The organism is Exiguobacterium sp. 17-1, assembly GCF_023096305.1.
Lineage (GTDB): Bacteria > Bacillota > Bacilli > Exiguobacteriales > Exiguobacteriaceae > Exiguobacterium_A > Exiguobacterium_A sibiricum_A.
The window spans coordinates 486,088-501,329 of sequence record NZ_JALIGJ010000001.1; the positions used below are offsets into that span (position 1 = coordinate 486,088).

Genomic DNA, 15,242 nt, shown 5'->3' on the forward strand with positions numbered 1-15,242 from the left:
GTGACGCTGCTGTTGGTTAATACTTAATGGTTTTTAACTTTTTCAAACAGACTGGTGGAGTGTTGCGGATGACGGGCCGATGGATCAACAAGCAACTTCGCTTGGTTGACGGCAATCGGTGCTTCCCCGAAACCGGTCGCGATTAATTTGACACGACCGTCATAGGTCGCGATATCCCCACAGGCGAAGACACCGGGAATCGCTGTCTCCATCTTCGAGTTGACGCGGATCGAATTGCGTTCGAATTCGACTTCCCACTCCTTGAGCGGTCCGAGCGAGGAGACGAAACCAAAGTTACAGACGACATCATCGGCACCGACGACGATGACTTCATCCGTTTCGGCATGTTTGAACGTCAGCGTCTCGATGCTGTCATCACCTGTGACCGATTCGAGTGTATACGGCGTCATGACATTGACAGACGAGTTATGCAACAATTCGACTGTATGTTCATGGGCACGGAACTTATCACGTCGGTGGACGAGCGTGACCGATTTGGCGATTGGTTCGAGCATCAGTGACCAGTCGACCGCTGAATCACCGCCACCGAGCAAGACGACTTGACGGTCTTTGAAGCGATCCATCTCGTTGACGAAGTAATGCAGGTTACTTGCTTCAAACCGTTCTGCATCGGCGACACCGAGTGGACGGGCAGCAAACGAACCGTTCCCGGCTGTCAGAATGACGGTTTTCGTATAATGTTCACCTTTGTTCGTGACGAGACGGATTAGTCCGTCATCGAGGCGTTCGTAAGCAAGGACCGTTTCGCCGAGAACATACGTCGGATCAAATTCATTTGCTTGTTCGAGCAGGCGATCGACTAAGTCCTGAGCTTTGACTTTCGGGAAGCCGGCAATATCGTATATATATTTTTCAGGGTAGAGCGTCGCTAATTGTCCACCGAGTTGCGGCAGACTTTCGATGACTTTCGTCTTCATTTGACGCATGCCTGAGTAAAACGCGGTGAACAGTCCGACCGGACCGCCGCCGATAATTGTGACATCATATGGTTGGTGCATCTGAGTCCCTCCTAAAGTTGGATACCCCTATTATATAGGAAGAGGGGTTCCATGTTGCAAGTACGGGACATCTCACATTTTTTTCAGGGATTGCATATTTTTACTTTGCAATCTATGATAGAAAATGGTTCAATGAACGTATAGACGTGTGAACATTATTTGAACAAAGTTTTTGAGCATTTATCTGCAATTGAATGTGAAGAAAATCACAACAAAACTATTAAGCGTAAGGGGTATCAGAACATGAACACACCAAACATTGTTATTCTTGGAGCCGGCTACGGTGGATTGATCACAGCAGTCAACCTTCAGAAAAAACTTGGCGTCGACCAAGCGAACATCACATTAATCAACAAACACGATTACCATTATCAAACAACGTGGTTGCACGAACCAGCAGCAGGTACGATGTCTGCTGAACAAGCACGTATCTATATTAACGATGTCATCAATCCTTCACGTGTCAAGCTTGTTAAAGGAATCGTCGAAAAAGTCGATACAGCAAGCAATACAGTGAAACTTGTCGACGGTGGAACAGTCCCTTACGATTATGTCGTCGTGGCACTCGGTGGAGTCCCTGAAACATTCGGCATCAAAGGGTTGAAAGAGAATGCTCTAACAATCAGTTCATTGAACAGTGTCCGGAAAATCAAGGAACACATCGATTACTCATTCGCAGAGTATAAAACGACAGGTTCAACAAACCGTTCACTCTTGACGATCGTCGTCGGTGGTGCCGGATTTACGGGAATCGAATTCATGGGTGAACTCGTCAACCGGATTCCTGAACTTTGCAAACAATATGATATCCCACGCGAACTCGTTCGTGTCGTCAATATTGAAGCGGCTCCAACGGTCCTTCCTGGATTTGATGCCGATCTCGTCAACTACGCACACAAATGGCTTGAGCGCCAAGGCATCGAGTTCAAACTCGGTAACGGCATCAAGGAATGTGCACCGGGCAGCGTGACATTCGGACCGCTCCAAGGTGAAACAACAGAAACAATCGAAGCGAACACAATCATTTGGACAGGTGGCGTCAGTGGTAACCCGGTTGTTGCAGCATCTGGCTTTGAAGCGATGCGTAACCGTGTCGTCGTCGCAGAAGACCTCCGTGTTCCTGGACATGAGAATGTCTTCATGATTGGTGACTGTTCAGCAGTTATGGATCCGAACTCGAACCGTCCGTACCCACCAACTGCGCAAATCGCAACACAGCAGGCACACAAAGTGGCTGAAAACATTGCAGCCTTAATCAGTGGACGTCAAACATCGACATTCACATATGAAAACAAAGGAACTGTCGCTTCACTTGGTCATAAAGATGGAATCGGAATGGTCTTCGGTAAGAAGATTTACGGCCGTAACGCATCGTTCATGAAAAAAGTCATCGACAACAAACATTTCCTTGAGCTTAAAAAGATTGGTCTTGCCATCAAAAAAGGTAAATTCTAAGTTCACGTTTTAGGCAAATGTACACTCGTGCATTTGCCTTTTTTGTCGGTTATACTAAAAGAGATTTAAAGGGGGAACATTATGCATATCATTCAAGCCGTGATTGGGAGCGTTCTTTATCTCGTCATGTTCTTTAGTATCGGTTTTATCTTAAACATGTTATTACGCAGTACGTGGATCATGCTTGTCCTTTATCCGATCATCATCATCATGATGATTGATAATCAGTCGACACTTGATTATTTCACGAATGCGCGTGAAGCGATTCCGAAACTCGGGGAACGAATCATGGGTCTGCAGACGGCAGACATCACGATGTTCGTAGCCGGTCTTGCCGGAATCATCATCGCCGGGATGTCCATTCGTTTCCTGCGTAAGAGCGGTTACCAAATGTTTTAAAGTCTACTTGAGTGAGTAGGCTTTTTTAGTATGTGAAAACACGTTATAATAAAAACAGTGTCTTTTAAAAAATGTGTAAGAGCAGATAGGGTTGAGAGCGAATGGATAAACAAATGTACCACGTTATCAAAGTCTTGAATAATAATGTCGTCATTTGTTCGACTGGTGCCAACCAGGAAGTCATTATCCTCGCAAAAGGGATTGGCTTCGGTCGGAAGCCAGGCGATCAACTAACGGATCTTGAAAAGCTAGAAAAAGTATATACGTTAAAGGATAAAGACGAACAAGCGCAGTACAAGGCGCTTGTCGGACATCTGGATGAAAACTTCATCGCCTTGATGAATGAGATCGTCTCCATGATCGAAACACGGTTCGGGAAACGGGTTGACGAACACATTCATATCGGATTGACGGATCATTTGACGTTTACATTCAAGCGCCTTGAGCAAGGGATGGAAGTGACGAATCCATTTCTTGCGGAAACCGAAGCGTTGTATCCGGAAGAATATGCGCTGGCGGAAGAAATCGTTGAATTCATCAGTGCTGAAATGAATTTTTATTTACCGCCGGCCGAAACCGGATTTATTGCACTTCATATCCATTCGGCGACGAACTTCAAAGATGTCCTTGAAGTTAACCGACACCATCAATTGGTCGGACTGATTGCCAGTCATATCGAACAACGTCTGCAAATCAAAATCGACCGAAAATCACTGGATTATAAGCGTTTAATCCGGCACCTGCGTTCAGCAATTGAAAGGGTTTCCAATGGGGAGTACCTAGAGGCGCCAGAAAAAGTAGAAAAGCTATTGCGCGAAGAATATCCGCTGTGCTATGATACTGCTTGGGAGCTGATGTCCATCATGGAACGTCAGTTGAAGAAAGCGGTACCGCGCGGTGAAGCGACGTATCTTACGATGCATCTGCAACGCTTAGTGCAGTACGATTTAGGTAAATGACCGCACGGACTACGTGTTACTGATACGATCAGGCATGAGTGGGATGTCGGGCAAGATGATTTATTTCCGTTTCTATTTTTACGGGATAAGTGTATTTTGTCTACAATCCGCTTGTGCCTGATTTTTTTCTGTAAAAATCGGTCGGATGTCTGACTTTTTTCAACCCGTCATTGGTATTATTCATTATTTTTAGTTTTTACATCAAAAGGAGGAAACACACATGTTCAAACAGATTTTTGCTGTTCTTCAACGTGTTGGTAAAGCGTTGATGCTTCCTGTTGCGATTTTGCCTGCTGCCGGGATCTTACTTGGATTCGGTAACGCGATGCAAAATCCGAACTTGACGTCAAAACTCGAGTTCTTAAAAAATGATGCAATCATCAAGGTTGCAAAATTGATGGAAGCAGCCGGGGATATCATCTTCGGTAACTTAGCACTCTTATTCGCGGTCGGTGTCGCGATCGGATTAGCAGGAGACGGCGCTGCCGGACTTGCTGCCATCGTCGGATTCCTGATCATGAACAAAACAATGAGCGTTTGGCTCGGCGTTACACCAGAAATGGTCGCTAACGGACAAGGGTACGCAAACGTACTCGGAATTCCAACACTTCAAACAGGTGTCTTCGGTGGTATCATCATCGGTTTAATCGCAGCCTGGGCCTACGGGAAGTATCATAATCTCGAATTGCCGCAATTCCTCGGATTCTTCGCAGGAAAACGTTTCGTTCCAATCGTTACAGCAGTCGTTTCATTATTCGCAGGTCTTGTACTTGTTTTCGTTTGGCCGTTCGCTCAAGACGGGTTGAACACATTCTCCCACTTCATGATGGAGAAGAACCCAACACTTGCAGCATTCGTCTTTGGTCTCATTGAACGTTCATTGATTCCATTCGGTCTTCACCATATCTTCTATGCACCATTCTGGTTCGAGTTCGGTTCGTACACGAACAAAGCCGGTACAGTTGTTCATGGTGACCAAGCAATCTTCTTCGCACAGTTAAAAGATAACGTTGCACTGACAGCTGGTACGTTCATGACTGGTAAATTCCCATTCATGATGTTCGGTCTTCCAGCAGCAGCACTTGCTATGTACCATGAAGCACGCCCAGAGCGTCGCGCTGTTGTTGGTGGTCTTCTTGGATCAGCAGCACTTACAGCTTTCTTGACAGGTATCACAGAGCCAATCGAATTCGCGTTCTTGTTCGTTGCTCCGATCTTGTTCGCAGTTCACGCAGTCTTCGCAGGTCTTTCGTTCATGACAATGCAACTCTTGAACGTTAAAATCGGTATGACATTCTCAGGTGGATTGATTGACTTCCTTCTCTTCGGTGTCCTTCCAGGACGCACGCAGTGGTGGCTCGTCATCGTCGTCGGTCTTGTTCTTGCAGTTGTTTACTACGTCGGATTCCGTTTCGCAATCCGCAAGTTCAACTTGAAAACACCAGGTCGTGAAGACGAAGTCCAAGAGACATCAATGGCTCAAGGTTCTGAACTCGCAGCAGGTATTCTGGATGCACTTGGTTCTGAATCAAACATCAAACACCTTGACGCATGTATCACACGTCTTCGTGTTGAAGTTCTTGATAAATCAAAAGTTGACAAAAATGAGTTGAAAAAATTAGGTGCTGCAGGAGTTCTTGAAGTTGGTAACAACGTTCAAGCGATCTACGGACCGAAATCAGATAACATTAAATCTGAGATTCAAGCTGTCATCGCATCACGTAAACAAGAAAAATCAGTCTAATGATTGAAAGAGCTTTCCCGATTTGGGAAGGCTCTTTTTTTTTGTGAAAATAAACATCAGGCAAATAGTTTTGCGTGAGAAACATTAAGGGTATGAAGTAAGTAGTTTGGTTAAAAAAAGGAGGGAAATCACTGATGTGGAAAAATGTGTTCGGTGTGTTGCAACGGATCGGTAAAGCCTTGATGTTACCGGTTGCGATCCTACCGGCAGCGGGGCTTCTCCTGGCGTTTGGTACGGCGTTTCAAAACCCGAATCTGACGCAGTATCTTCCGTTTCTCGAAAATGACGCACTGGTCGTCATTTGGCGGGTTATGCAGGATGCCGGGGATATCATCTTTGCCAATCTAGGATTATTGTTTGCCGTCGGGGTCGCGATTGGTCTTGCGAATGGTGAAGGGGTCGCAGGGTTAGCCGCGATTGTTGGATTCTTGATCATGAACAAAGTTATCAGCTCATTTTTACAGATTACGCCGGAAAAGATTACAGAAGCACAAAAATCGAGTGACTTATCGTATGCGACTGTCTTAGGAATTCCGACCCTGCAAATGGGGGTGTTCGGAGGGATCATCGCCGGATTAATTGCGGCGTACAGCTATAATAAATTCTTTAAAATTAAATTACCTGATTTCCTTGGATTCTTTGCCGGTAAACGGTTCGTCCCAATTGCTACAGCGCTATTCAGTTTAGTCGCTGGTTTTGCGTTGTCCTATATTTGGCCGCCGATCGGGACGGGCATCAATACGTTCTCGAAAACGATCATCGAATCAAATGAAACGTTATCTGCCTTCATCTTTGGATTAGTTGAACGTTCTCTCATTCCGTTTGGTCTCCACCATATTTGGTATTCAAGTTTCTGGTTCCAGTTCGGTGAATATACCGACAAGGCGGGCAATATCGTCAACGGGGATCAGCGGATTTTCTTTGCCCAGTTAAAAGACGGCGTTCCGTTCACAGCCGGAACATACATGACCGGGAAATATCCGTTCATGATGTTTGGACTTCCTGCTGCCTGTCTGGCAATGTATCATACTGTTGCGAAGGATCGCCGGAAAGCCGTTGAAGGGTTATACTTCTCGGCTGCCCTGACCTCTTTCCTGACAGGGATCACTGAGCCTGTTGAGTTCTCATTTGTTTTCGTTGCACCATTATTGTTTGCAGTCCATGCTGTTTTTGCCGGATTATCCTTCATGATCATGGACATTTTGAACGTCAAGATCGGGATGACTTTCTCCGGAGGACTGATTGACTACACGTTGTTCGGTATTTTACCAAACCGGACTTCCTGGTGGCTCGTCATCCCGGTTGGTCTCGTATTCGCCGTCATTTATTACTTTGGTTTCCGTTTCGTCATCCAGAAATTTGATCTGAAGATTCCTGGACGCGAAGCAATTCAGGAAGGTGCTGCCGCATCGACGACGACGGCTGGGGAACTGCCGTATGAAATTCTCCAAGCGTTTGGCGGGGCTTCAAACATCAAACACTTGGATGCCTGTATCACACGACTCCGGATTACCGTCAATGATAAATCAGGTGTCAACAAAGATCGCTTGAAACAGTTGGGTGCTGCCGGTGTCCTCGAAGTCGGGGATAATGTCCAGGCAATCTTTGGTCCGAAATCAGATGGTATTAAGACCGAGATGGCAGAAATTATGAACGACCCGAACTATCAACCACCTGCTAAACCGGAAGCCGATCCGATTCCACAAGTCCCGACAGGAGCGGAAGCGCGGACCGATGACCGGTCAGGCTTAGCCGGAACAGATGGTGCATATGTTCCGAGTGAAGGATACGTCTCGCCACTCAGTGGTGTGATTCGTTCACTCGATGACGTTCCGGATCAAGTCTTCTCCGGACGGATGATGGGTGACGGTTATGCGATTGAGCCGACAGAAGGGTACGTCGTTTCTCCTGTTTCCGGTGAAATCACGACGTTCTTCCCAACGAAACACGCGATTGGTATTCTTGCCGATAATGGAGATGAAATCCTGATTCATATCGGTATTGATACAGTATCACTTGAAGGAAAAGGATTTGAAGCGCTAGCGAAGGCAGGGGATCGGGTCGAACCGGGTTCACCGTTGCTGAACGTTGATCTAGAACAAATCCGACCGCTTGTCCCATCACTCCTGACACCGATCATCGTCACGAACAGCGGCGACCGGAAAGTTTCGGTCGATGTCGGGAAATCAGTTGAAGCCGGTGAAAAGATTTCGTATGACATTAAATAAGAATTGATACGATAAACACGATTCCATTTTTGGGGAATCGTGTTTTTTACATACAGCGAACATTTAACGATGAGATTTTGCACATACGATGATACAATGAATAAGCTATTATGAAGATTAGCTATTTTTTGAAAAGAAAGAGGTGAGTCGATGGCTACGACTTCGACGAAAACACGCTACGTCGTGTTAGGGTTATTGATCGGGATTTTGGTAGCGGCAATGGATAATACCATCGTTGCGACTGCGATGCCGACAATCGTCAGTGAATTAAACGGTTTTGATCAATATGCATGGGTCACATCGGCCTACATGATTGCGACTGTGGCCGGGATGCCGATTTTTGGTAAATTGAGTGATATGTACGGTCGGAAACGATTCTTCCTATTTGGAATGTTACTGTTCATAGCAGGAAGCATTCTTTGCGGGATGGCCGACTCGATTGTTGAACTTTCCGTTTATCGTGCCGTTCAAGGTTTGGGTGGCGGTGCTTTAATGCCAATCGCCTTTACAATCATCTTTGATATTTTCCCGCCTGAAAAACGCGGGAAAGTCAGTGGATTGTTTGGGGCCGTCTTCGGAATTTCAAGTATCTTTGGTCCGTTACTTGGGGCCGTATTAACGGATGCGATCAACTGGCGTTGGGTCTTTTATATCAATATTCCGCTAGGGATTTTGGCATTAACACTCGTTTCACTGTTTTACAAGGAGTCACCGGTGCATCGGACACAAAAAATCGATTATGCTGGAGCCGTGACGTTGGTTGCCGGACTTGTCCTATTTTTGCTGGCACTTGAAATGGGTGGAAAGGATTATGCGTGGAACTCACCGCAAATCCTTGGTTTGTTTGGAGCGGCTCTCGTTGCCTTCATCATTTTTGGATTCATCGAACGTCGCGCAGCCGATCCGGTCATCACGTTCAGTTTATTTAGACGGCAATTGTTTGCAGCGACACAAGGCGTAGCCTTCTTTTACGGATTCGTCTTCATCTCTGCCAGTGTCTTTATTCCGATCTTTGTCCAAGGTGTATTTGGTGGCAGTGCGACCAACTCGGGTCTGATTTTGATGCCGATGCTGATTGCATCCGTCGTCTCGGCCCAACTTGGTGGAAGATTACCGAATAAATACGGATTCCGGAATGTCATGCTCGTTTCGGCAGTCTTCTTCTTGTTAGGGGTCTATCTGTTAAGCACGATGTCCCTTGAAACATCAAGAACAGCCATCACGATTTACATGATTATTTTAGGTTTTGGTGTCGGATTCAGCTTCTCTTTACTCAACTTGGCAAGTATCAACGGGATTGAGATGCAGCGTCGGGGAGCCGCTACTTCGATGGGATCAACGTTCCGAACGATTGGGATGACGCTCGGCGTAACAGTTCTTGGAATTGTTCAATCACGGACGTTTTCATCGACAATCAGTGAACAGTTGCCGGGTGGAAATGCACCGGATGGCGGACAATTCCCGACGGCTTCAGCCCTTGCGAAGATGCCGCCGGAAGTAGCGAATGCCATCAAGTCATCACTTGCGGAATCGATTTCGTCGGTCTATTTGTGGGCCTTGATTCCAGCAGTGCTCGGCGTTATCTTTGTCTTCTTGATGGGGAATGAACGACCAACCTTAAAAGAAGGACAAGGCGAACGACCGAAAACAAAGCAAGCATAAAAAGAAGATCAACGAACAAAATTTGACTCAAAAGAAATCATTTGCATATGCACTCGCTTTCCTCAGGCGAGACACAAGCCAGTTTTCCTGCCCCGTGTGGGCAGGAAAGCGGGTCTTGTTTGTCTCTGACAGCGCAGTTTACATCTGCGCTTTTTCCTGTAGGAGTCTCGTGCATCAAAAGATTTCTTTAAAGCAAAAACAGAGGGACGGATTTTAAAATCCGTCCCTTATTTGTGTTGCACAATACTAGAGAGAAGCAGTAACTCCTTTTGACGCGACAAAAAAACACGTCCCGAGATGGGACGTGTCCGAAACACCTTATTTTTTGATATCGAATGTCGTGCTGAGGAAGTTGACGACGTCTTCCGCTGTATCCATATCGAGTACTTCTTCGACGATTGCTTCACACTCTGCTTTGTTCAAGCGCGTCATTAAGCTGCGTGCGCGAAGGACAGAAGAAGCGGACATCGAGAATTCGTCGAGTCCGAGTCCGAGAAGGATTGGAAGCGCGAGTTCTTCTCCAGCCATCTCACCACACATGCCGACCCATTTGCCTGCTTTATGTGCTTCTGTGATGACGTTGTTTAAGAGGTTCAAGATTGCCGGGTTGAACGGTTGGTAGAGATATGAAACTTTCTCATTCATCCGGTCAGCTGCCATCGTGTATTGAATCAAGTCGTTTGTTCCGACTGAGAAGAAGTCGACTTCTTTCGCGAATTGTTTCGCCATGACAGCTGTTGATGGAATCTCGACCATCATACCAACTTCGATGTCTTCAGAAACCGTCACGCCTTCTGCTTGAAGATTCGCTTTTTCTTCGAGCAGAAGTGCTTTTGCTGCACGGAATTCTTCAAGTGTCGCAATCATCGGGAACATGACAGCGAGTTTTCCGTACGCACTTGCCCGGAGAAGGGCGCGGAGCTGTGTCCGGAAGAGATCTGTTTGGTCCAGGCAAAGACGGATCGCACGGTACCCGAGGAACGGGTTCATCTCATGCGGGAGATCGAGGTAAGACAATTCTTTGTCGCCGCCGATATCAAGTGTCCGGATGACAACTTTTTTATCGCCCATCGATTCGAGAACCGTTTTGTATGCCGTGAACTGCTCGTCTTCTGTCGGGAACGTTTCAGCGTCCATGTAGAGGAACTCTGTCCGGTATAATCCGACTGCTTCCGCACCGTTTTCGAGAACACCTTTTACATCGTTTGGTGTTCCGATGTTCGCTGCGAGCTCGACGTGATGACCGTCCGCTGTGACTGTTTTTTCGTTTTTGAGTTTTTTCCACTCTTCTTTTTGAGCGATATACGCTGAACGTTTTTCTTCATATTCTGCGATTTGTTCGCTTGAAGGGTTGACGATGACGTCACCTTCCGTACCGTCAAGAATCAAGAAATCACCATGTTTGACTTCCGTCAAGACGACTTTTGTTCCGACGACAGCCGGAATTTCAAGAGAACGGGACATGATCGCCGAGTGCGAAGTCCGTCCACCGATGTTCGTAGCAAATCCTTTTGCATACTTCCGGTTGAGTTGTGCTGTATCTGAAGGTGTTAAGTCTTCTGCAATGATGATGACTTCTTCATTGATCTGAGCTGGTGTAACGAATGTGATGCCGAGCAAGTGGGCCATCGTCCGTTTCGTGACGTCACGGACATCGGCTGCACGCTCACGCATGTATTCGTTGTCCATTGACTCAAAAATCATGACCATCATCTGTGACACTTCATCAAGTGCTTGAGCGGCATTGGTTTTCTCATCGTCGATTTTCGCGTTGACCTGACTCACGATTTCCGGGTCTTCCAAGATCAAGAGGTGAGCTGAGAAGATTTCCGCTTTGTCTGCACCGAGTTCTTTTAATGTGTTTTCACGGATGATTTCAAGTTCACCCTTCGACTTAACGATAGCGGCCTGGAAACGTTCCTTTTCAGCTGCCGAGTCCTCGATTTTATTCGTCGGAATGTCAAAGACAGGTGTTTCCATTACGAATGCTTTCGCAATCGCAATCCCTGCAGAAGCGCCAATTCCTTTGATATGCTGTGCCATGTGCATTACCCTCTTTTCAGTAAGTTTTTTCGCCGCAGCGACGTCATTTCTTTGCTATCTATAGATACCCATAAACGCATCTCTCTTAACGGGTCGCTTGCGGACTCTCCCTTTGAATGAAAACGTAGACATTTCTGTCGTTGCCAAATGACCGTTTGCTAGAAGTGCCTGTCCTTTTCACCTGTTTAATCCTATCACATTGTGAAACGGGCAACAATTGTTTGAAACGCTCCAAATCGACAAATTAAAGAACGTCTTTTTTGAGAGCGGTTTCATTTGTCCTGAAGGCTATCAGTTGGAAAATCAGATCAAACGCTTCATACTAATACGTATCACTAAAGGGGGATTTGAATATGCGATGGAATCAAGTAGATCCACAAGCTCATGTCGAAGTACTCGTTGTCGGGATTTCAGGAAACCAACCGGTCGAAGAACGGATCCGGTCACTTTATCCGGATCGTTTGGATGAATGGGTACGCCGAGGGGATATCTCAACGAAACAAGGAGAACTCCGCTTGTTGCCGACACTGACGGGAACTGTGGAACGTGTGTTGTTCGTCGGTCTTGGGAAAGCCGAAGGACTTACGACGGACAGCCTTCGCCGATTATTCGGAAAAGCGGCTCAGTTCTTGAAAGTACGCCAGTTATCTAAAGTGACGATTGATGCAACGACTTTTCCGGACCAACCGGTTGAACTGATTGCTGAGACGTTTGGCTTAGCTACATATGAAGTCAAACATTATAAAACAAATACCCACGCAACATATGACTTGGATTTAACGATCTGGTCAGACGCAGGAGATCAGGATGTTGTACGTGGGGAAGCACTTGCGCAAGCGACGAATCTCGCACGGCGTCTCGTCACGATGCCGGGGAACTTGTTGACGGCACCTGCTTTGGCGGATGAAGCCCGCTTTATTGCCGAGCGTCACGGACATGATTTAAAAATTCTTGAAAAAACAGATATGGAAGCGCTCGGAATGGGTGCATTGCTCGCCGTCAATCAAGGGTCGACGATTCCACCGAAGCTGATTGTCCTTGAATACAAAGGAGCAGGCGAAGAGGCCCCGATTGCAGTCGTCGGAAAAGGGGTCACCTTCGATACAGGCGGTTACTCGATCAAACCAAAAGACGGGATCGTTGGGATGAAAGGGGATATGGGAGGAGCAGCAGCGGTTCTCGGATTGTTTGAAGCGCTCGGGCAACTTAAACCGAATGTAAACGTCTTGGGAGTCATTCCAGCGACGGATAACATGATTTCCGGTGACGCGTTCAAACCGGATGATGTCATCACGTCGATGGCAGGGAAAACGATCGAGATCCTGAACACGGATGCGGAAGGACGACTTGTCCTGGCAGACGCTGTCACCTATGCCAAAGAATATAAACCGAAGATGATCATCGATCTTGCGACGCTGACAGGCGGCGTGTTGGTGGCACTCGGAACAGAAATCACCGGGGCATTGACGAACGATGCCGCATTGTACGAACGGTTCGAAGCCGTGACGCAAGAAACAAACGAGATGGTCTGGCAGATGCCGTACGTCGATCAGTTCATCAAGCAGGTCCGACGCTCCGATGTCGCAGATTTAAACAACTCACCGGGACGAATGGGACATATGATTTTCGGTGGTGCCTTCGTCGGTGAATTTGTCGGTGAGACGCCATGGCTCCACCTCGATATCGCCGGAACGTCCGAACAAAAAGCCGCGACGGAGCTTGGTCCAAAAGGGGCGACCGGTGTCATGGTCCGCAGTCTGTATCATTTCGTCGAACGCGAAAAATGATACGTGTCAACAGTGTTCTCATTTTAGTGACCATCATCGGTATCATCTGGTACCTGGATTCACGGGAACAGATTCCTTTGGCGGTAGCGACTTTTTTCGGCGTCTTTACGACGTTATCGCTCCTCAAGAGTCTGCGGGAGAAGTCCAATGGACGTCACCGGAATTGATGCGGCGAAAGCCGGATGGGTGGCTGTATCGATTCGAGACGGTCAGTTTTCCTGGACGGTCGCTTCGTCACTCGACGAAATCGAATGCGGAACCCGGACCTATATCGATATGCCGATTGGTCTGGAAGAAGACAAACGCCGGGTGGTCGATCAGTTGTTACGGGAAGAATTGAAGCCCGGCCGAACGAGCAGTGTCTTTAATGCCCCGTTGCGTGCAGCACTGGAGCAAGCCGGTTATCCGGAAGCAAACGATTATTCGAAGCAACAGGCAGGATTTGGTCTATCGAAACAGGCATGGTATTTGTTACCGAAAATCCAACAGGTGCGGACCTGTTATCGACCGGGCATGATGGAATCCCATCCGGAAGTCTGTTTTGCCCGCCTGACCGGTCATCCGGCACGTCACAGTAAACGGACGGTCGAGGGAGTGGCGGAACGGATCGAATTGTTGCAACGGTACAACTGTCCGGCTTACTGGGAGCTGACTGTCCGCGGTGTCGCGACAGACGACTGGATTGATGCCTGTCTGCTTGCAGTTGCCGCGACGTTACCAGCAGTCTATATGCCGGCTGATCGACCAGTCGATGCGGCCGGATTTCCGTTATATGCAGCACTACCTAAAAAAATCACCTTCACCGAAATGGTGTAGGTGATCCTTTGATAAAGTCCCAAAGATAATGAAAAATGCGGGCGTTGTGTAACGCTTTGATGATGACCGCAATCAATGGACCTAAAATCAATCCGAAGACGCCGAACACCTGAATCCCGACAAATAAGGCGATCAAGGCAGTGATGGGTTGAATACCGATATTATCGCCGACGATTTTAGGTTCCATGATATTACGTTGTAAGATGACAACCCCGTAGAGGATGGCGAGACCGATAGCGAGTCCTGTATTTCCCGTAATGATGGAATAGGCGATCCAAGGCAAAAAGACGGAGCCGGTTCCAAGGTAGGGCAAGATATCAAAAAATGCCGCGATAAAGGCGATGGCAAACGGATGCTCGACCCCGATGATCAACAGTCCGATCAGGACGATGAAAAAGGTAATTGTAATCAACGTCAGTTGCGCTTTGATGTAACCGAATAAAGCGGACCGGAGACTCGTGACGACCGATTCGGCACGGGCGAACCACGGTAACATTTCGTATTGCTTCAACCGGATTTCGTACTTGTGCCAGTCTTTTGAGATGAAGAACCAGGCGAGCAAGACGATGACTAAAATCAATGCGATGGAGGGTAATGTCGCTAAAATCGTCTGCAACATCCCGGCGACACTTTTGGAGCCTTCACCGATCGCACTGGCAAGGGAACTGCCGAGGGACTGGATACTGTTTTGGACCGTGTTTTGCTGTGACGGTTCAAGCGAGCGAAGGGCTTCCGATGCATCATTCCAAATCGGTGCCAGTTTTTCGTTGTAGAGTTTTTGAAAATAAAGACTCAGCTCCTGGATTTGTGCCGGTAGTTGGTTAGCGACAAAAACAAGTCCACGAATCAACTGCATGATGATTAAAACGAGTGAGCCGATTAACAAACCGCTCATTAAAATGATGGATAGCAGAGCACCCCAACCGCGGTTGATCCGAAGTCGTTTTTGAAAAAAGTCGACGAGTGGTCGACTGAATAAAGCCAGTAAAAAAGCAAAGACGAACGGGTACATGAAAGAAGACAAGCGAACGATCAGCCAACCGGTGAAAAAGATGGCAAGGATGACGCCAATGAAACGAGCTAACTGCCACAAACGTTCAGTCGACATAAGCAACACCTCTTACTATGTA

At 47.2% G+C, this 15,242-nt stretch carries 11 protein-coding genes and 1 pseudogene; 9 read left to right on the plus strand and 3 right to left on the minus strand.

What is annotated here, in order from left to right; all coding sequences use genetic code 11:
- Nucleotides 1-23: 23 nt before the first annotated feature.
- Nucleotides 24-1,019, minus strand: a complete 996-nt coding sequence (locus MUN34_RS02390) for an NAD(P)/FAD-dependent oxidoreductase (protein WP_026827652.1) — start codon at nucleotides 1,017-1,019, stop codon at nucleotides 24-26.
- Nucleotides 1,020-1,262: 243 nt separating this feature from the next.
- On the opposite strand from MUN34_RS02390, the gene MUN34_RS02395 reads away from it, so the two are divergent.
- From MUN34_RS02395 to MUN34_RS02420, 6 genes and pseudogenes are all read left to right on the plus strand, one after another.
- Complete coding sequence (locus MUN34_RS02395) at nucleotides 1,263-2,474, plus strand: NAD(P)/FAD-dependent oxidoreductase (protein WP_026827653.1); 1,212 nt, start codon at nucleotides 1,263-1,265, stop codon at nucleotides 2,472-2,474.
- 81 nt (nucleotides 2,475-2,555) lie between these two features.
- Nucleotides 2,556-2,873 carry a YuiB family protein gene (locus MUN34_RS02400; RefSeq protein ID WP_012371179.1) on the plus strand — a complete coding sequence of 106 codons (318 nt, stop codon included), beginning with the start codon at nucleotides 2,556-2,558 and terminating at the stop codon, nucleotides 2,871-2,873.
- A gap of 101 nt (nucleotides 2,874-2,974) precedes the next feature.
- Entirely contained in the window at nucleotides 2,975-3,832 is an 858-nt protein-coding gene (gene glcT / locus MUN34_RS02405) for a glucose PTS transporter transcription antiterminator GlcT (RefSeq protein ID WP_026827654.1), read from the plus strand.
- Nucleotides 3,833-4,052: 220 nt separating this feature from the next.
- A pseudogene (gene ptsG, locus MUN34_RS02410) lies at nucleotides 4,053-5,555 on the plus strand (glucose-specific PTS transporter subunit IIBC); the annotation flags it as partial.
- Nucleotides 5,556-5,710: 155 nt separating this feature from the next.
- Nucleotides 5,711-7,804 carry a glucose-specific PTS transporter subunit IIBC gene (gene ptsG / locus MUN34_RS02415; RefSeq protein ID WP_247856804.1) on the plus strand — a complete coding sequence of 698 codons (2,094 nt, stop codon included), beginning with the start codon at nucleotides 5,711-5,713 and terminating at the stop codon, nucleotides 7,802-7,804.
- A 150-nt stretch (nucleotides 7,805-7,954) separates the two neighbouring features.
- Complete coding sequence (locus MUN34_RS02420; RefSeq protein ID WP_026827657.1) at nucleotides 7,955-9,466, plus strand: MDR family MFS transporter; 1,512 nt, start codon at nucleotides 7,955-7,957, stop codon at nucleotides 9,464-9,466.
- Between the two features lie 318 nt (nucleotides 9,467-9,784).
- Here the strand turns inward: MUN34_RS02420 and ptsP are convergent, their stop codons facing one another.
- Nucleotides 9,785-11,509 carry a phosphoenolpyruvate--protein phosphotransferase gene (ptsP, locus tag MUN34_RS02425; protein ID WP_247856805.1) on the minus strand — a complete coding sequence of 575 codons (1,725 nt, stop codon included), beginning with the start codon at nucleotides 11,507-11,509 and terminating at the stop codon, nucleotides 9,785-9,787.
- A 353-nt stretch (nucleotides 11,510-11,862) separates the two neighbouring features.
- Here ptsP and MUN34_RS02430 point away from each other — a divergent pair, with 353 nt between their 5' ends.
- The 3 genes from MUN34_RS02430 to MUN34_RS02440 are packed head-to-tail and all read left to right on the plus strand — an operon-like array spanning nucleotide 11,863 to nucleotide 14,112.
- Nucleotides 11,863-13,296, plus strand: a complete 1,434-nt coding sequence (locus MUN34_RS02430; RefSeq protein ID WP_247856806.1) for a leucyl aminopeptidase — start codon at nucleotides 11,863-11,865, stop codon at nucleotides 13,294-13,296.
- Nucleotides 13,293-13,463 (plus strand): hypothetical protein, encoded by a 171-nt coding sequence (locus MUN34_RS02435; RefSeq protein WP_160168607.1) that lies wholly within the window; start codon nucleotides 13,293-13,295, stop codon nucleotides 13,461-13,463. Before MUN34_RS02430 ends, MUN34_RS02435 begins: the two co-directional genes overlap by 4 nt.
- Nucleotides 13,444-14,112 (plus strand): DUF429 domain-containing protein, encoded by a 669-nt coding sequence (locus MUN34_RS02440; protein WP_247856807.1) that lies wholly within the window; start codon nucleotides 13,444-13,446, stop codon nucleotides 14,110-14,112. Before MUN34_RS02435 ends, MUN34_RS02440 begins: the two co-directional genes overlap by 20 nt.
- On the opposite strand, the gene ytvI is transcribed toward MUN34_RS02440, so the two are convergent.
- Nucleotides 14,096-15,220, minus strand: coding sequence for a sporulation integral membrane protein YtvI (ytvI, locus tag MUN34_RS02445; RefSeq protein ID WP_026827661.1), 1,125 nt, complete (start codon nucleotides 15,218-15,220; stop codon nucleotides 14,096-14,098). The two genes, MUN34_RS02440 and ytvI, sit on opposite strands and share 17 nt — an antisense overlap.
- Nucleotides 15,221-15,242: the final 22 nt, after the last annotated feature.